The organism is Pseudonocardia parietis (assembly GCF_017876315.1).
GTDB classification, from domain to species: Bacteria; Actinomycetota; Actinomycetes; order Mycobacteriales; family Pseudonocardiaceae; genus Pseudonocardia; species Pseudonocardia parietis.
On sequence record NZ_JAGINU010000001.1, the window covers coordinates 6,541,361 to 6,557,752 of the forward strand.

The window sequence follows — 16,392 nt, forward strand, 5'->3', positions numbered from 1 at the left end:
CGACCCGGCCGCCCCCGTTCGACTCCACTTCCGCAGTGCGGAAGAATGCCCGGTCATGGCGTCACGACCGATCCGCTCCGGGGTCACCGCGCGGGTTCTGGACGTCCTCGGGGCGTTCACCGCCGAGGCTCCCGTGCTCGGCCTGTCCGACATCGCGAAGCGCACGGGGCTGCCCCTGACCACCGCGCACCGGATCGTCGGCGAGCTCACGGCCGGTGGCGCGCTGGACCGCGGCGAGGACGGCCGGTACCGGATCGGCCTGCGGCTCTGGGAGATCGCGCACCTCGCGCCGGCCAGCCACGGCCTGCGGGAGGCGGCGATGCCGTTCCTGGAGGACCTGCACGAGGTCACCCGGCACAACGTGCAGCTCGCCGTGCTGGACCCGGACGATCCGGGCGAGGTCGTCTACGTCGAACGGCTCTCCAGCCGGGACGCCGTCTCGATCGTCTCCCGGCCGGGGTCCCGGCTGCCGTCGCACGCCACCGGCGTCGGGCTGGTGCTGCTCGCCCACGCCGATCCGGCCGACGTCGAGACGGCGCTGGCCCGGCCGCTGCGCCGGTTCACCCCGCACACGGTCTGTGACCCGGACGCGGTCCGTGCGCTGCTCGCGCAGGCCCGCTCGGGTGGCTTCGTGATCTCCGACCGGCAGATCGAGGCGGTGTCGCTGTCGGTGGCCGCACCGGTGCGCCAGGGCGGCGGGCCGGTCGTCGCCGCGCTGTCGATCGTCGTGCCGGCGGCCGGGACGAACCCGCACACCTGGGTGCCCGCCGTCCGGGCGGCCGCCCGCGGGATCAGCCGAGCGCTCCCCGCTTCGTGATCATTCGGATGCCGCGGCGCGCCCCCGCCGCACCGCCGGGCGTGCCACGGTGGCAACGTGCGCGACTTCCGGATCGAGATCCCCGAGACCGAGCTCGACGACCTGCGCGAGCGGCTCGCCCGGACCCGCTGGCCGGACCCGGCGACCGTCGACGGGTGGGAGCAGGGCATCCCGCTGGACTACACCCGTGAGTTGTGCGAGTACTGGCGCACCCGCTACGACTGGCGCCGGGTGGAGGCCGAGATCAACTCCTGGCCGCAGTTCCGCACCGGTCTCGACGGCGGGGGCGACGACTCGGTCGAGGTGCACGTCCTGCACGCGCGGTCCCGGCACGCCGGTGCCATGCCGCTGCTGCTCACCCACGGCTGGCCGGGCTCGCTCGTCGAGTTCCTGGACGTGCTGCCGGCGCTGACCGATCCCGAGGACCCGGCGGACGCGTTCCACGTCGTGCTGCCGACGCTGCCGGGCTTCGGGTTCTCCGGCAAGCCCGCGGTGTCCGGCTGGGGCGTCGAGCGGATCGCCGTGGCCTGGGCACAGCTGATGGACCGGCTCGGCTACTCCCGCTTCGCCGCGCAGGGCGGCGACTGGGGCTCGATGATCACCTCCGCGCTGGGGACGGCCGCACCGGAGATGCTGTACGGCATCCACCTGACGATGGCGCTCGCCCCGAAACCGAGGGACGGCGCGCAGCCGTTGTCGAAGCAGGAGCGCGACGACATCGCGTTCTCGAAGGCCTTCAGCCGGTACGGCGCCGGGTACTCCGCCGAGCAGTCCACCCGGCCGCAGACGATCGGGTACGGACTGGTCGACTCCCCCGTCGCCCAGTGCGCCTGGATCGTGGAGAAGTTCTGGGACTGGACCGACTGTGCCGGGCACCCGGAGAACGTGATCAGCCGGGACAGGTTGCTGGACAACGTGATGCAGTACTGGCTGAACGGGACGGGTGCGTCGTCGGCACGGCTCTACTGGGAGAGCTTCGCCCGGCGGCGGATGGACGACGTCGAGGTGCCGACCGGCATTGCCCAGTTCCCGCAGGAGATGGTGAAGCTGCCACGGCACTGGCTGGAACGCCGCTTCACCGACCTGCGCTGGTTCTCCCGGCCCGACGTCGGCGGGCACTTCGCGGCGCTGGAGCAGCCGGAGACGTTCGTGGACGAGCTGCGGGGGTACTTCCGCACCCTGCGGTGAGCGCGCCGTATCCGGTGAGCGTGCGGTATCCGGTGAGCGTGCTGTGTCAGGTGAGCGTGTCCGGCGTCAGCGGCGCGCCGCGCGGATCCGGCCGGGACGCGGCCACAGCCGCAGCCGCGCGACCGCCCGGACCCGGGCGGGGCCCAGCGTCGCCGAGTCGGTCGATCCGAACGGGTTGTCACCGCGCACGTGCCAGCCGTCGCCGTCGGTGCGCACCGCCCGCTTCACCGACAGCTGGTCCGGCCGCGCGTCCCAGGTGACCAGCACCACGTCCCCGGGACGCACGGGGGTGCCGAACCGGACCAGAACGACGTCGCCGTCGGACAGTGCCGGGGACATCGACGGGCCCCGCACCGTCACCCTCCGCCAGCGCACCGGGCCTCCCTCCAGAGTGGATCTCGCGGCCACGCCCGGCTGCCTCACCCGGTCCGCAGGGGTAGGGTCGGCCACGCCAGAACGATCACCCAACCAGGGAGGATTCCATGCGGCTGTCCCGCATCTTCCGCCCGCGGCTGGAGGCCACCGCGCACTGCGACCTCCCCTGCGGCGTGTACGACCCGGCCCAGGCCCGGATCGAGGCCGAGTCGGTCAAGGCCATCCAGGAGAAGTACCAGGGCAACGACGACGCGGACTTCCGGGCGCGCGCCATCGAGATCAAGGAGCAGCGCTCCGACCTGGTCAAGCACCACCTGTGGGTGCTGTGGACCGACTACTTCAAGCCCCCGCACTTCGAGAAGTACCCGCAGCTGCACGAGCTGTTCAACAAGGCCACCAAGGCCGCCGGTGCCTCCGGCACCAAGGGGTCGAACGACCCGAAGTCCGGCCAGGACCTGCTGGACTACATCGCGGAGATCGACAAGATCTTCTGGGAGACCAAGCAGGCTGCCTGATCCAGGCGTCAGAAGCGGCGCTGACCAGCGAGAACCTCGTCGGTCAGCGCCGCTTCGTGCTCCTCGGCGCAAGCCCCTCGGGATGTTTCGCCCGCCCATCCAAGATCAACGGCACACCAGGGCTGTCCGATCTTCGTCCCACAGCCCTGGTGTGCCGTTGATCATGACGGCGAATGCCGGACGCCTCGATCGCCGGTCATTCGACGTTTGCGTCGAGTTCGGGAGTCGAGGGGCCGGGCTGCGGGCGTCGAGACTGCGGATCGCGTCCGCCGGGACCGTCAGGGGACCCGGGTACGGATGCCCTTCGGCTCGGCGAGACCCGCGCCGGTGCTCGCGGCCCGCGCGTGGTCACCGGGACTCGGCGACCTCGGCGAGCCGGTCCAGGGAGGCGCGGAGCCGCTCGGCGGTCGTCGACCGGGCCCGCTGCAGGCGTTGGTCGTCGGTCAGCCGGGACCAGTCGTAGGTGTGGCGGACGAGCGTCCGGCCGTCGTCGACCGGCTCCAGCTCCCAGCGCCACAGGTGCCCGGGCGGCGGGCTCCCCGGTTCCGACGGAAGCCAGGCGATCAGGCGTCCTTCGGCGAACTCCGTCACCCGGTTCTCCCGGACGCCGCTGCGCGTCAGCGTCATCGAGAAGACGTCCCCGACCCCGCGGACCCGCTGGCCGGCAGCGGCCTCGGCGAGGTTGTCGTTGCCGTCCCATTCGGGCTGCCGGGCCGGGTCGGCGATCAGGTCGAAGATCGTCTCTGCGGAGGCGGCGATCTCCCGGCTGCTGGTCACGACGGTCGAGGGTTGCTCGGTCACAGCGCAGTGAACCACCCGGTGCGCAACGGGGGAAATCATCGCCCCGGCCCTGGCGCGCCACCGGCGGTGCGCGATTCCGCGGCGCCCCACTGCGAGATCCGGGCGGACGACGGCGTCGATGTCGGTGGCCCGTCATAGTCTCCGGGCCGTGACCGAGCCCGCATATCTGACCGCCACGAGAGGCGGCTACGACGCCATCGCCGAGAGTTGTGCTGGACCTTTCCGCGCCGCGCTGGACGATGCGCCGCTGGATCGGGCGCTGCTCGCCGCGTTCGCCGAGATGGTGCGGCGCGACCACCCCGATCCGCTGACGGTCGAGGTCGGCAGCGGCCACGGAGGCACCGCCGCGTATCTGGCGACGCACGGCCTGAGCGTGAGCGGCATCGACCTGTCCACGGCGATGGTCGAGTTCGCGCGCCGTACCTACCCCGAGGTCGGGTTCCGGGTCGGCGAGATGCACAACCTCGACATCGACGACGTGAGTCTGGCCGGACTGGTCTCCTGGTACTCGCTGATCCACGTCCCGGAGCACGACCGGCCCGCGGTGCTGGCCGAGTTCGAGCGGGTGCTGCGACCCGGCGGGTACGTGCTGCTCGCCTTCCAGGTCGGCGACGACACCCTGCACTTCGACGAGGCGTTCGGGCACGAGGTGTCGCTGGACTTCCATCGCCTCGATCCCGACGCCGTCGTCGCGACACTCGAGGCCGCCGGGTTCGGGCTGGTCGCCCGGCTCGTCCGGGCACCCGAGGCCCGCCATGCGGCCGCACCGGTCCCCCAGGGGTTCCTGATCGGACGGAAACCGGCCGAGCAGGCTTCTGCTGCGTCCGGCGCAGGGTGACCGCGGTGCGTACCCACGTCGCGCTGCTGCGCGGGATCAACGTCGGCGGGTCCGGGAAGGTCCCGATGGCCGAGCTGCGGCGGTTGCTCGCCGAGCGCGGCTTCACCGATGTCGCCACCTACATCCAGTCCGGCAACGTCGTACTGACCAGCACCGACCCGGAGCCGGCCACTGTGGCGGCGGCGGTCGAGGAGGTGCTCCGGGAGGACTTCGCGGTCCCGCGGCCGGTCGTGGTGTTCGGGCGGGAGGAGTACCTCGCCGCCGTCGAAGCCAACCCGTTCCCGCAGGTCACCGAGCCGAAGCAGCTGCACGTGGTGTTCCGTGCCGCACCCCCGGACGACGCCGAGCTGGCCCGGCTGGATGCCGCCGTGACGATCGAGCGGACGAAGGGCGGCCAGGAGGACGCCGCCGTCGTCGGGCGGGTCGTCTACCTGCACCTGCCCGACGGGATCGGGCGCAGCGCGCTGGCCGTCCGCGTGAGCGCCAAGACCACGGCGGCCGACGGCGGCGGGACCGTCCGCAACTGGGCCACGGTCCGCAAGCTCGCCGAGCTCCTCGGATAGCGGGTCGCGGATGAGACGCGGCGGCGCCGCGTCCGGGAATCCCGGCGCGGCGCCGTCGACGGCGGGTGTCGAGCTGCCAGAACGATCACCGGCACCGTGTCACCACACTGCTGCAAGTGACTTGCAGAAGACTACGCCTGGCGACTCGATCCGTCCATGCGTGAGAGCCAGCCATCGCGGGTAGGCGGCTGTTGCGACATAGTGGCAAGTGATCGTGCGTGGCATCCGCCGCGCTCCCCCGTGACCGAGGAGGTCGGAGACAACCGATGGCCGAGTACACGCTCCCGGATCTGCCGTACGACTACGGCGCACTCGCCCCGCACATCGCGCCGGAGATCATGGAGCTGCACCACTCCAAGCACCACAACACCTACGTGACCGGCCTGAACGGCGCGCTCGACAAGCTCGCCGAGGCTCGCGACAAAAACGACTTCGGCGCGATCGTCGGTCTGGAGAAGACCCTCGCCTTCAACCTGGGCGGGCACGTCAACCACTCGATCTTCTGGAAGAACCTCTCGCCCGACGGCGGGGGCAAGCCCACCGGCGACCTCGCCGCGGCACTCGACGAGCACTTCGGGTCGTTCGACGCGTTCCAGGCGCACTTCACCGCGGCCGCGACCACCATCCAGGGCTCCGGCTGGGCGATCCTGAGCTGGGACACCCTCGGGCAGCGGCTGCTCGTCCACCAGCTCTACGACCAGCAGTCGCAGCTGCCGGCCGGCCAGACGCCGATCGTCATGCTCGACATGTGGGAGCACGCGTTCTACCTGCAGTACAAGAACGTGAAGCCGGACTACGTCAAGGCCTGGTGGAACGTCGTGAACTGGGCCGACGCCGGCGAGCGCCTGGCCACAGCCCGCGGCTGAGCCGGGCCGTCAGCACAGCCCGCGGCTGAGCCGGGTTCCCTGCACACCACGCCCCGTCCGGGATTCCGGGCGGGGCGCGCGTGTGTCTACCGGTGGGCGCCGGGGCCGGTGCGGCCGGTGACCCGCAGCAGCAGGTGCATGGCCAGGTCCACCGACCGTTCGCGGACGTCCGCCCGCCCACCCGGCAGCTGTGGGTCCCGGGCGACCACCTCGCCGTCGGCGGTGGTGACGCAGAAGCAGACGTAGCCGACCGGCTTGGCCTCGGTTCCGCCGTCCGGCCCGGCGACGCCGGTGATCCCGACGCCGACGTCCGCACCGAACCGGGCCCGGGCGCCGTCCGCCAGGGCCCGCGCGACCTGCGGGGAGACGGCGCCGTGCTCGGCGATCAGGGCGGCGGGCACGTCGAGCAGTGCGGTCTTGGCCTCGTCGGAGTAGGCGACCACTCCCCCGGCGACGTACGCGGACGAGCCGGCGCGGTCGACCAGGCGCCCGGCCAGCAGGCCACCCGTACAGGACTCACCGGTCGCCACCGTCCACCCCTTCTCCAGCAGTGCGCCGGCCAGCAGCTCGTCGGTGGTCCGGCCGTCGTCGCTGATCAGCTTGCGGCGGTGGGCCCGCACGACCCGGTCGGCCAGCTCCCCGGCGAGCTCGGCCGCCCCCGGGAGCGGGTGCAGGTCGACCTCCAGCTCGGAGCGGCGCAGGCAGGTGATGACCTCGACCCGGGAGAGGTCCAGCTTTTGCTCCACCTCGCGCAGGGTCGCCGCGATCTCCGACTCGGGGAGCCCGGCGAAGCGCAGCAGGATCGGTTCGGCGCGCGGGGCCGTCGCGAGCAGCTCCGCGACCGGCTCCGCGACGAGCACCGCCGGCCACATGCCGGTGAGCTCGCGCGGCGGCCCCGGCAGCACGACGACGATCGGGCCGCCCGGGCGCGTGACCACCAGTCCCGGGGCGGTCCCGACCGGCTCCAGCACGCACGCTCCGTGCGGCACCCGGGACTGCTTCTCGGTCGCGGCGTCGAGCGCCGGGCCGGCCCAGCCCGCCCGGGTCGCCCAACCGGCGACCTTCGCGTGGATCCGGCCGCGCAACTCGGTGTCGACCGCCATCGGGGCGGCGCAGAACTCGGCGACGATCTCGGCGGTCAGGTCGTCGGCGGTCGGGCCGAGCCCACCGCTGGTCACCACCAGGTCGTCGCCGGCGACGAACTCCAGCGCGGAGCGCAGGTCGTCGGGCCGGTCCCCGACGAGGAGCACCCGGCGCACCGCGAAGCCGAGGTCGGCCAGCGCGCGCGCCACGAACGGGCCGTTCGCGTCGGCGACGTGGCCGGTCAGCAGTTCACTACCGGTGACCAGCACGGACGCGGTGGGGCGCTCACTCATGATCCGAACCTACCCGCGGTGTGCGCAGGTGCACCCGGACGGACCCCGCGGACACCGGCGAACCGGTCAGGGCGCCCCGAACAGACCCGAACCGGACGACTTGACCACCCGATCGTGTCCGAACCGATCACGGTCGTGGCTGCTCACCGGACAGGTCGCCGCCGACCATGCCGCCGTTCACCCGAACGTGGCACCGGTACCGGGCGGACACGCCGATCCCAGAGCCGCACACGGCGTGTCCCCGCTGGTTCCGGCACGCTCGTCGCGCCCGCGGGCTCGGCCGGCGACACCGCACCGCCCGGCTGCGGTTCAGCACGCCGGGCGTCCACCTGCACCGATACCGGACAGCGGTACCGGAACCGGTGAACCGGTCGCCGACGACGACGCAGAGTCGTCGACGGGGCACGATCCGGCACTCTCAGTGTGGTCTCAGCGCGGGTGGACGAGACTGTGTCGCATGCCAGGGATGTGTTCGACGACCGACGCCGCGACGTGGGTGGGCGAGCTGGACCGACTCGCGCCGCTGCGCGACCTCCGGGCCGGGCCCGGATTCCACGCCGCCCGCCTGCTGGTGACGGTCGGTGGCACCCCGCAGGGGCAGGTCACGGTCCCGCTGCGGAACGGCCGCGCCACCGTCGCGGATCTCGAGTCCGCCCTGATCACGCTGGGCCCGCCCGAGCGGGTGGCCCCGGCCCCGGTCGCGACCGACCCGCTCACCGTGGTGATCGCGACCCGGAACCGTCCCGAGTCGCTCGCCCGCTGTCTGCGCGCCGTGCTCGCGTCCGACCACCCGGCGCTGTCGGTCGTCGTCGTCGACAACGACCCGGACGACGAGCTCACCCGCGACGTCGTGGACGCGACCGGTTCACCCCGGGTCCGCTACGTCCGCGAGCCGCGCCGCGGCGCGTCGGTCGGCCGCAACCGCGGGCTCGCCGAGGCGCGGACCGATCTCGTCGCCTTCACCGACGACGACACCGAGGTCGACCCGGCGTGGGCGTCCCGGCTCTGCGGCGCGTTCGCCGCCGACCCGGAGCTCGCCTGCGTGTCCGGGCCCGTCCTCGCCGCCCGGCTCGGATCGCCCGAGGAGCGCGCGGCCGACGTCGCCCTCGCCTGGAACAAGGGCTTCACCACCCGCCGGTTCTCGATGCAGGCGCCGCCCCAGGACTCGCCGATCTTCCCGTTCGCCCCCGGGCTGTTCGGGATCGGCGCCAACCTCGCCGTGCGGGCCACCGCCGCGCGGTCGGTCGGCGCGTTCGACGAGGCCATGGGGCCCGGCACGCCCACGCACGGCGGCGAGGACTGCGAGTTCCTCGTCCGGATGATCCTGGCGGGGCACGTCCTCGGCTACGCCCCGGGCGCCTACCTGTGGCACCACCACCGGCCCGACCAGGACGCGCTGCGCAAGCAGCTGGAGGGCTACGCGGTCGGCCTGGGCAGCTTCCTGGCCAAGGTCGCGCTGTCCCCGCAGGGCCGGTCGGTCGCGCTGCGCCGGCTGCCGGCCGCGCTCGCACGGCTGCGGCACATCTCGGCCCGCGAGGCGGGCGCCGGGGACGCGATGCCGGCCGACACCGACCAGACCCGCGCCCGAGGGCTGCTCACCGGACCGCGCGCCTACCTGCGCTCCCGCCGCGCGGTGCGCCGTGCCGGGGGTGCGGTGCCGCCGCTCATCGGGCGGTCGCTGCCCGCCGTCGTGCCGGGATACCACGGACCGGCGCCCACCGGCACCGGTCCGGTCCGGCCGGTGCCCTCCCGGGAACCCGGACCGGCCCGTCCGGCCGACCGGTCGGACCGGTCGGACCGGTCCGAGCGGGCGGAGCGCAGCGACCGGTCGAACACCGACCCGGCCGTCCCGGCCTGAACCCGGGTCCACCGAGCCCCACCCGCGCCGGCCGGCTGCGCGAGAGCGCCGCGGAGCGGTATCCGGTCAGGACGGGCCCGGGCCGAGGAGTGCCGGTGCCGCCGCGGCCGCCGCCAGGCGGCCGTGCGGATCGGCGACCAGCCGCCGGGCCGTGGTGTCCAGGACCCCCATCGTGCACTCCGCCTCGGCCGCGACGTCCTTCGCGGGCGCTCCGTCACCGTCGGCCACCCGCACGATCCGGTGACGCATCGTGAACGGCTTCCGATCTGTGAAGGCCATCTCCGAATCGATCTCCAGCTCGTCACCGTGGCGGAGCTCGGCGCGGAAGTGGACCGTCGTCGAGAGCAGGACGACCGTGAGCCCGTGATCGCCGAGCGCATGCTGGGACAGCCCGGCCGCACGGAGGTGTTCCATCCTGGCGTGCTCGGCGTACTGGTGGTATACGGCGTGGTTGACGTGCCCGTTCACGTCCATCTCGTAGCTCCGGACGCCGATCCTGACCACGTACCGTGCAGGCTGCTCTGCGCTCATGGGCGCCAGCCTGTCATCCCGCGCGGCCCCTCCCGGGAGCCCGCGCACCCGGCCGCGAACGATGTTTGTGCGACGCGCGACCGCGGTCGTAGGGTAGGAACTCCTCCTGACTAGGCTGGGACGGGGACAGCATGAACGGCACGTCAAGAATCGGCGTCCGATGTCACCCACGGTGACGCCCTACCGGGTTGAGCCACTGCCGACGACCGTCGAGGGAGCACGAGACACATGAGCAGTGAGACGCCCACCGGTGTGGGGGACGAGCAGACCCCCGACGTCGGCGAGGTCGTCCGCTTCGAGGTGGTCGAGCACGGGGACGGCGCAGTCGTCGTCCACGTGCACGGCGAGATCGACACGATGACCGCACCGGTGCTCAGCGAGCGCCTGGCCATGCAGATCCCGTCCGCGAGCCTGCTGGTGGTCGACCTGTCCCGGGTGACGTTCCTGGGGTCGGCCGGCCTGGCTGCACTCGTCGAGGCCAAGGAGTCCTCGCAGAACGCCGACATGCGGCTGCGGCTCGTGTGCGGGTCACACGCCGTGACGCGTGCCCTGGAGGCGACCAACCTGCTGTCCATGTTCGATGTGGCCGACGGCGTGCCGGAGGCACTCCGCACGGTCTGACGAGACCTGGAGGCGTATGGGTGCCTGGTGGCCCCCGCGGTCTTCAACACCGACGTGGCCGAGTATCTCGGCCAGGCGGGTTCGATTCCCGTCCGCCTCCGCCGAACAGAATCACCGACGGTGAGCGCGCTCCCCGGCACCGCCTCGTCCGGGCCCGGCACCCCGGACGGGCAGCCGTGGAGCGTGCCGGAGATCGCCGGGGCGGTCCGGGAGGGCCGCCGAACGGCGGTCGCCGTCGCCGACGCGCTGCTGGCCCGGACCGGTGCCGGCGGCGCCCGCCACCCGCTGCTGGCGGTCGATCCCGAGATGTTGCGCGCCGCGGCCGCGGCACTGGACCGGCGCACCGACCGGTTCGCCTTGCCGCTGGCCGGCGTGCCGGTCGCGGTGGAGGACGGTGTCTCGGTGACCGGCCGCGGCGACGAGCCGGTACGACGGCTCCGGGCCGCCGGTGCGCTGATCGCCGGCAGCGCCCGCACGGCGGAGTTCGACATCGGCCCGGACGGCTCCCCCGGCGGCCGGGCCACGGTCGCCGCGGTCGCGGCCGGCACCGTGCCACTCGCGATCGGCGTCGACGGCGACGGCGCGCTGCGGGCCGCCGCGGCCGCGCACGGCCTGGTGGCCCTCAAACCGGGCCGGCGGGTGCTCCCGCTGCCCGCCACCGCCGAGCGGCGCTGGTCGGGCCTGGCCGAGACGACCGTGGTCGCCGCGACCCCGCAGGACCTCCTGGTCGCGCTCGACGTGCTGTCCGTTCCCGCCCGCCGCGGGCCGGCCACGGCATCGCGCAGCGGGCCGGGGGACCCCTTCGGCCGCCCGCCGTCCGGCGCAGCGGACCCCGGGGGGCCCGGCCCGGCCGGTACTCACCTCGGTTCGCTGGCCTGCTCGTTGCGCATCGGGCGCAGCCGGCTCGCGGATCCGGCCGCCGCGGCCGGGGTGCAGGCCGCCGTCCGGATGCTCGACGCCGCCGGTGTCCGCCTGCTCGCCGCGGACCCTCCCTACAGCGCGGTCCTGGCGGTACACGGGGCCCGCCGCCGGCAGGCCGGGCTGGCCCGCCGGATCGAGGACCTCGACCTCGACCCGGCCGGCCTGCCGCGGGCCGCGCGCAGTGCCCTGCGCCGCGGGCGCCGGGTCCGCAGGCTCGGCGGGCTCCGGCCCGCCACCCCGGCCTCCTGGCGGCAGCGGCTCGTGGGCTGGCTGGACGAGGCGGGCGCCGAGGCCGCGCTGCTGCCCGCCACCGCCGGGCCGGCCGGCGCGGGGACGACCGGGCTGGCCGTCTGGAACCTGGCGGGGCTGCCGTCGCTGGTCACGCCGGTGCACCACGGCGGCAGGTCGACCTGCGTCCAGCTGGTCGGGCGCCCCGGCTCGGAGCGGCGGCTGCTCGCCACCGCGGCCCTGCTCGCGCCCTGAGCCGGCTCACGCCGCGGGCGGCTCCCAACGGCCGGTCGCGACGAACTTCTCCAGTGTCCCGGTGTAGGGGTCCAGGTCGAGCCCCTGCTCGGCGACCCAGCCGTCGTCGTAGTAGCTGTGCCGGTACCGCTCGCCGCCATCGCAGATCAGCGTGACGACGCTGCCGGTCCGCCCGGTACGCAGCATCTCCGCGACCAGCTGGTAGACGCCCCACAGGTTGGTCCCGGTGGAACCGCCCGCCCAGCGGCCGGTGCGGTCGCGCAGGTGCCGGGCCGCGGCGATGCTGGCCGCGTCCGGCACCGGGAACATCCGGTCGATCACCGAGGGCACGAAGCTCGGTTCCATCCGCGGCCGTCCGATCCCCTCGATCCGCGACGGCATGCCGGTGGCGTAGTCGGCGGCGCCGGTCGCCCAGCCCGGCAGGAACGCCGAGTTCTCCGGGTCGACGACGGCCAGCCGGGTGGGCAGCCGCCGATACCGCAGGTAGCGCCCGATGGTCGCCGACGTCCCGCCGGTCCCGGCCCCGACGACGATCCACTCCGGCACCGGGTGCTCCTCCTCGGCGAGCTGCGCGAGGATCGACTCGGCGATGTTGTTGTTGCCACGCCAGTCGGTGGCACGCTCGGCGTAGGTGAACTGGTCGAGGTAGTGGCCACCGGACTCGGCGGCGAGCCGCTCGGCCTCGGCGTAGACGTCCGGGCCGTGCTCGACGAAGTGGCAGCGGCCGCCCTCCCGCTCGATCAGCAGCACCTTCTCCGGGCTCGTCGACCGGGGCATCACCGCGACGAACGGCAGCCCCAGCAGCCGCGCGAAGTACGCCTCGGACACCGCCGTCGACCCGGAGCTGGCCTCGACGACGGTCGTCCCCTCGGCGATCCAGCCGGACGCCAGCGCGTACAGGAACAGCGACCGCGCCAGCCGGTGCTTGAGGCTGCCGGTGGGGTGCACCGACTCGTCCTTGAGGTAGACCCGCACGCCCCACTCGACGGGCAGGTCGAGCACGTGCAGATGGGTGTCCGCGGAGCGGTTCGCGTCGGCCTGGACCCGGCGCATCGCCTCGTCGGTCCAGGCTCGGGTACGGGCGCAACTACGGTCGACGGGCTCCACCCGCCCGACCCTAGGCCGCGTCACACGTGGACCAGGCCCGTCCCCTCCGTGACGAACCCGATCACCGCGGCGTCGTGCCCCTGTTCCCGCAACCGCGCGACCGCGCCCGCGGCGGCCTGCGGCTCGGCCCCGAACAGCAGACCGCCGGAGGTCTGGGCGTCCGAGAGCAGCAGCAGCTCGTCCTCGGAGATCGTGCCGCGGGTGACCCGGTCGTCGATCCACTGCCGGTTGCGCAGCGTCCCTCCGGGGACGACACCGCCGGCGATCAGGTCCCGCACGCCGTCCAGCACCGGGACGGCACCGGCGTCGACCGTGGCGTCCACACCGGAGGCGACGGTCATCTTCGTCAGGTGCCCGAGCAGGCCGTAGCCGGTCACATCGGTGCAGCCGGTCGCGCCGGCCTCCCGGGCGGCCACCGCGGCGTCCGCGTTGGGCGTGGTCATCGCGGCCACCGCGGCCTGGACCCCCGCCGGCACGCCGCGCTTGACCGCCGTCGAGATCACGCCGATGCCGAGCGGTTTGGTCAGCACCAGCGCGTCGCCCGGGCGCAGGCCGGCGTTGGTCAGGATCCGGTCCGGGTGCACCTCGCCGATGACGGCCAGGCCGTACTTGGGCTCCGGGTCGTCGATCGTGTGGCCACCGACGACGGCGAACCCGCACTCCCGGCCGACCGCGGCGCCGCCCTCGAGGACCTCGGCGAGCACCTCCGGACCGAGATCGCCCGACGGCCAGCACACCAGGTTCAGCGCGAACAGCGGGGTGCCGCCCATCGCGTACACGTCGGACACCGCGTTGGTCGCCGCGATCGCGCCCCAGGTGCGCGGGTCGTCCACGATCGGGGTGAAGAAGTCGGTGGTGGCGACCAGCGCACGATCCGGCGAGAGGCGCCAGACGGCGGCGTCGTCACCGGTGTCGGTCCCCACGAGCAGGTCCGGGTGCGCCGGCGGGGTGACACCGGCCAGCACCTCGGCCAGCTGCCCGGGACCGAGCTTGCAGCCGCATCCGGCGCCATGGCTGAACTCGGTGAGCCGCCGGGTGGATACGGTGTCGGACATGCGTTCCTCCGAACGTGACAGTGGTCACCGAAGATCCTACCCGGGACCACCGACGACCACGGAGAGGAGCACGCCGTCGGCCGCCGGACCGGGGCCGTCCGCCGAACGGGGGCTGCGCGGACACCGCCGGACGCCGAGACTGACCGACCGTGAGGAAGGCGTGAGCGACGTGCGAGAGGGACGACGGGCCGGCCCGGTCGGCGGGAGCCGCTCCGACGAGGAGCCGGACAGGGGGACGGTCGACGACGTGGGCGAGTACGACGGGCGGCCCGAGGACGTCCGGGACGACGAGGCGACCCGCGCCGGCGAGACGGCCGTCGCGGAGCTCCCCCAGCGCGTGCCGTCACCGCCGCGCGGCGGCGACGGGGCCCGGGCCGGGGCGCCCGGTGGCGGGAACCGGACGGACGAGACGGCGGTCGTCGAGGAGCTGCTGACCCGGCTCGCCGCCGCGGAACGGGCGCGGGAGGAGGCCGAGGCGACCCGGGACGAGGCCGCCCGCCGGGCCGACGCGCTCGCCGCCGCCCTGGAGGAGGCCCGGTCCCGCCCGGTCGAGACGTTCGGGATGCGCGCCGACAAGGTGCTGCGGATGGCCGACCACGAGGCAGCGCAGCGCCGCCGGGCGGCCGAGCACGAGGCCGAGGAGCTGCGTGCGCGGACCCGCGCCGAGGCCTCCCGGATCACCGCCGAGGCCCGCGCCGACGCGGAGCGGATCGTCGCGGAAGCGGCCGCCGAGGTCGACCGGCAGAGTGCCGCCGGTGCCGCCGCCCGCCGGGACGGCGAGCTCCTGGCGGACACCGCCGCGTCGATGCACTCGCACGTGGCCGGGCTGCGCAGCAGCGTCCGGGACGAGATCGCCCGGCTGCACACGCTGCTCGGCACGGAGCTGAACCGGCTCGACGGACCGGCCCGGATGGTGAGCGGGCGCGGCCGCGGCGGCGACACCGGCCCGCTGCCCGCGGTGTCGCTGCCCGAACAGCGGGCCGGCGCGGCGGGCGACGAGGGCGGTGCGGGCGAGAGCGGCGGTGTGCGCGAGAGCGGCGGTGTGCGCGAGGGGGCCGAACCGGCCGGCACGCCGTGGCACGACACCGAACCCGCCCCGACGACCGGGCACACCGGCAATCCCTGACCGCTACGGTGCGCCGATGACCACAGCGCGCCCGCACCGCGCGGCGGACCCGCGCCGCCGCGTCCCGCGCACCGACGCCGTGCTCGCCGAGCCGGAGCTGGTGGCGGCCGCCGAGCGTCTCGGCCGGGACCGGGTCAAGCGTGCCGTCACCACGGCCCAGCAACGGGCCCGGGACGGCGCGATCGACCCGTCGGACGTCGCCGCGGACGCGCTCGCGGCGCTCCCGGCCACGGCCTCCGGCATCCGTCCGGTACTCAACGCCAGCGGCGTGCTGCTGCACACCAATCTCGGCCGGGCCCCGCTGTCGGACGCCGCCGTCGCGGCGATCGGCGCCGCGGCCGGAACCTGCGACGTCGAGCTGGACCTGAGCACCGGCCGGCGCGGCACCCGCGGCGCCGGTGCGGTCACGGCCCTGCGCGACGCCGTTCCGGGCGCCGGCGCCGCGTGGATCGCGAACAACGGTGCGGCCGCGCTCGCCCTGGTCTGTGCCGCGCTCGCCGGGACCGGCCGGGAGATCGTGATCTCCCGCGGCCAGCTCGTCGAGATCGGCGACGGCTTCCGGATCCCGGAGCTGATCGAGTCCACCGGCGCCCGGCTGCGCCCGGTCGGCACCACCAACCGCACCCACCTGCGCGACTACGCCGACGCGATCGGCCCCGAGACGGCCTTCCTGCTGTCGGTGCATCCCTCGAACTTCGTGGTGAGCGGGTTCGTGTCCGAGGTGGACGTCGGCGAGCTGGCCGGGCTCGGCCCGCCCGTCGTCGCCGACATCGGCTCCGGGCTGCTCACCCCGCACCCGCTGCTGCCCGGCGAGCCGGACGCCGCAGGCGCCCTCGCCGCGGGGGCCGACCTGGTCACCGCGTCCGGCGACAAGCTCCTCGGTGGCCCGCAGGCCGGTCTGCTGCTGGGCGGCGGTGAGCGGGGCACGCGGCTGGTCGAGCAGGTCCGGCGGTTCCCGCTGGCCCGCGCGATGCGGGTGGACAAGCTGACCCTCGCCGCGCTGGAGGCCTCGGTCACCGGGCCGCCCACCCCGGTCCGGGAGTTCCTCGACGCCGACCCGGCCGCACTGCGCACCCGGGCCGAGGCACTGGCCACGACGCTCGCCGCCGACGGGGTGGCGGCCACGGCCGTCGACACCGTCGCGGGGGTCGGCGGTGGCGGGGCGCCCGGGGTGGAGCTGCCCAGCGCCGCCGTCGCGCTGCCCGCCCGCTACGCCGAGGCCCTGCGCGCCGGGGACCCCCCGGTGCTCGGCCGGGTCGCCGGCGACCGCTGCCTGCTCGACCTGCGCGCCGTGCCGCCGTCCGCCGACGCGGTCCTGGCCGGCGCGGTGCGCGCGGTACGGGGAGGCTGA

Annotated in this window: 17 protein-coding genes and 1 tRNA gene; 12 read left to right on the plus strand and 6 right to left on the minus strand. The window is 74.5% G+C overall.

Annotated features, from left to right (window positions below):
* The first annotated feature begins 55 nt into the window (after positions 1 to 55).
* A complete protein-coding gene (locus JOF36_RS30785; RefSeq protein WP_210033861.1) occupies positions 56 to 817 on the plus strand; it encodes an IclR family transcriptional regulator in 762 nt (253 codons plus the stop codon).
* Between the two features lie 57 nt (positions 818 to 874).
* Positions 875 to 2,005, plus strand: coding sequence for an epoxide hydrolase family protein (locus JOF36_RS30790; protein ID WP_210033863.1), 1,131 nt, complete (start codon positions 875 to 877; stop codon positions 2,003 to 2,005).
* 66 nt (positions 2,006 to 2,071) lie between these two features.
* On the opposite strand, the gene JOF36_RS30795 is transcribed toward JOF36_RS30790, so the two are convergent.
* Positions 2,072 to 2,380 carry a S24 family peptidase gene (locus tag JOF36_RS30795; RefSeq protein ID WP_307862675.1) on the minus strand — a complete coding sequence of 103 codons (309 nt, stop codon included), beginning with the start codon at positions 2,378 to 2,380 and terminating at the stop codon, positions 2,072 to 2,074.
* 107 nt (positions 2,381 to 2,487) lie between these two features.
* On the opposite strand from JOF36_RS30795, the gene sodN reads away from it, so the two are divergent.
* A complete protein-coding gene (sodN, locus tag JOF36_RS30800) occupies positions 2,488 to 2,895 on the plus strand; it encodes a superoxide dismutase, Ni (RefSeq protein ID WP_210033865.1) in 408 nt (135 codons plus the stop codon).
* A gap of 348 nt (positions 2,896 to 3,243) precedes the next feature.
* On the opposite strand, the gene JOF36_RS30805 is transcribed toward sodN, so the two are convergent.
* A complete protein-coding gene (locus JOF36_RS30805; protein WP_307862676.1) occupies positions 3,244 to 3,672 on the minus strand; it encodes an SRPBCC family protein in 429 nt (142 codons plus the stop codon).
* A 172-nt stretch (positions 3,673 to 3,844) separates the two neighbouring features.
* Here JOF36_RS30805 and JOF36_RS30810 point away from each other — a divergent pair, with 172 nt between their 5' ends.
* The 3 genes from JOF36_RS30810 (at position 3,845) to JOF36_RS30820 (ending at position 5,963) form a co-directional block, all read left to right on the plus strand.
* Entirely contained in the window at positions 3,845 to 4,534 is a 690-nt protein-coding gene (locus tag JOF36_RS30810) for a class I SAM-dependent methyltransferase (RefSeq protein ID WP_210033869.1), read from the plus strand.
* A 5-nt stretch (positions 4,535 to 4,539) separates the two neighbouring features.
* Positions 4,540 to 5,097, plus strand: a complete 558-nt coding sequence (locus tag JOF36_RS30815) for a DUF1697 domain-containing protein (RefSeq protein ID WP_210033870.1) — start codon at positions 4,540 to 4,542, stop codon at positions 5,095 to 5,097.
* Positions 5,098 to 5,363: 266 nt separating this feature from the next.
* On the plus strand, positions 5,364 to 5,963 hold the full coding sequence (locus tag JOF36_RS30820) for a superoxide dismutase (protein WP_210033873.1): 600 nt from the start codon (positions 5,364 to 5,366) through the stop codon (positions 5,961 to 5,963).
* 86 nt (positions 5,964 to 6,049) lie between these two features.
* On the opposite strand, the gene JOF36_RS30825 is transcribed toward JOF36_RS30820, so the two are convergent.
* The gene (locus JOF36_RS30825) at positions 6,050 to 7,339 is read right to left on the minus strand and encodes a competence/damage-inducible protein A (protein WP_210033875.1); all 1,290 of its coding nucleotides are present in this window, start codon (positions 7,337 to 7,339) and stop codon (positions 6,050 to 6,052) included.
* 466 nt (positions 7,340 to 7,805) lie between these two features.
* On the opposite strand from JOF36_RS30825, the gene JOF36_RS30830 reads away from it, so the two are divergent.
* Positions 7,806 to 9,197 (plus strand): glycosyltransferase family 2 protein, encoded by a 1,392-nt coding sequence (locus tag JOF36_RS30830; protein ID WP_210033877.1) that lies wholly within the window; start codon positions 7,806 to 7,808, stop codon positions 9,195 to 9,197.
* Positions 9,198 to 9,263: 66 nt separating this feature from the next.
* On the opposite strand, the gene JOF36_RS30835 is transcribed toward JOF36_RS30830, so the two are convergent.
* Positions 9,264 to 9,728, minus strand: coding sequence for an acyl-CoA thioesterase (locus JOF36_RS30835; RefSeq protein ID WP_210033879.1), 465 nt, complete (start codon positions 9,726 to 9,728; stop codon positions 9,264 to 9,266).
* Between the two features lie 228 nt (positions 9,729 to 9,956).
* On the opposite strand from JOF36_RS30835, the gene JOF36_RS30840 reads away from it, so the two are divergent.
* From JOF36_RS30840 to JOF36_RS30850, 3 genes are all read left to right on the plus strand, one after another.
* Positions 9,957 to 10,349 (plus strand): STAS domain-containing protein, encoded by a 393-nt coding sequence (locus JOF36_RS30840; RefSeq protein WP_245351040.1) that lies wholly within the window; start codon positions 9,957 to 9,959, stop codon positions 10,347 to 10,349.
* 8 nt (positions 10,350 to 10,357) lie between these two features.
* Positions 10,358 to 10,450 (plus strand) — tRNA-Sec (locus JOF36_RS30845).
* Positions 10,451 to 10,469: 19 nt separating this feature from the next.
* Complete coding sequence (locus JOF36_RS30850) at positions 10,470 to 11,753, plus strand: amidase (protein ID WP_210033881.1); 1,284 nt, start codon at positions 10,470 to 10,472, stop codon at positions 11,751 to 11,753.
* A 6-nt stretch (positions 11,754 to 11,759) separates the two neighbouring features.
* On the opposite strand, the gene cds1 is transcribed toward JOF36_RS30850, so the two are convergent.
* Together cds1 and selD are read right to left on the minus strand one after the other, a co-directional pair.
* Complete coding sequence (cds1, locus tag JOF36_RS30855; RefSeq protein ID WP_210036357.1) at positions 11,760 to 12,806, minus strand: L-cysteine desulfhydrase Cds1; 1,047 nt, start codon at positions 12,804 to 12,806, stop codon at positions 11,760 to 11,762.
* Between the two features lie 74 nt (positions 12,807 to 12,880).
* On the minus strand, positions 12,881 to 13,915 hold the full coding sequence (gene selD / locus JOF36_RS30860) for a selenide, water dikinase SelD (protein WP_210033884.1): 1,035 nt from the start codon (positions 13,913 to 13,915) through the stop codon (positions 12,881 to 12,883).
* A 160-nt stretch (positions 13,916 to 14,075) separates the two neighbouring features.
* Here selD and JOF36_RS30865 point away from each other — a divergent pair, with 160 nt between their 5' ends.
* Both JOF36_RS30865 and selA read left to right on the plus strand, forming a co-directional pair.
* Entirely contained in the window at positions 14,076 to 15,041 is a 966-nt protein-coding gene (locus JOF36_RS30865) for a V-type ATP synthase subunit E family protein (RefSeq protein ID WP_210033886.1), read from the plus strand.
* A gap of 16 nt (positions 15,042 to 15,057) precedes the next feature.
* A complete protein-coding gene (gene selA / locus JOF36_RS30870) occupies positions 15,058 to 16,392 on the plus strand; it encodes an L-seryl-tRNA(Sec) selenium transferase (RefSeq protein WP_210033887.1) in 1,335 nt (444 codons plus the stop codon).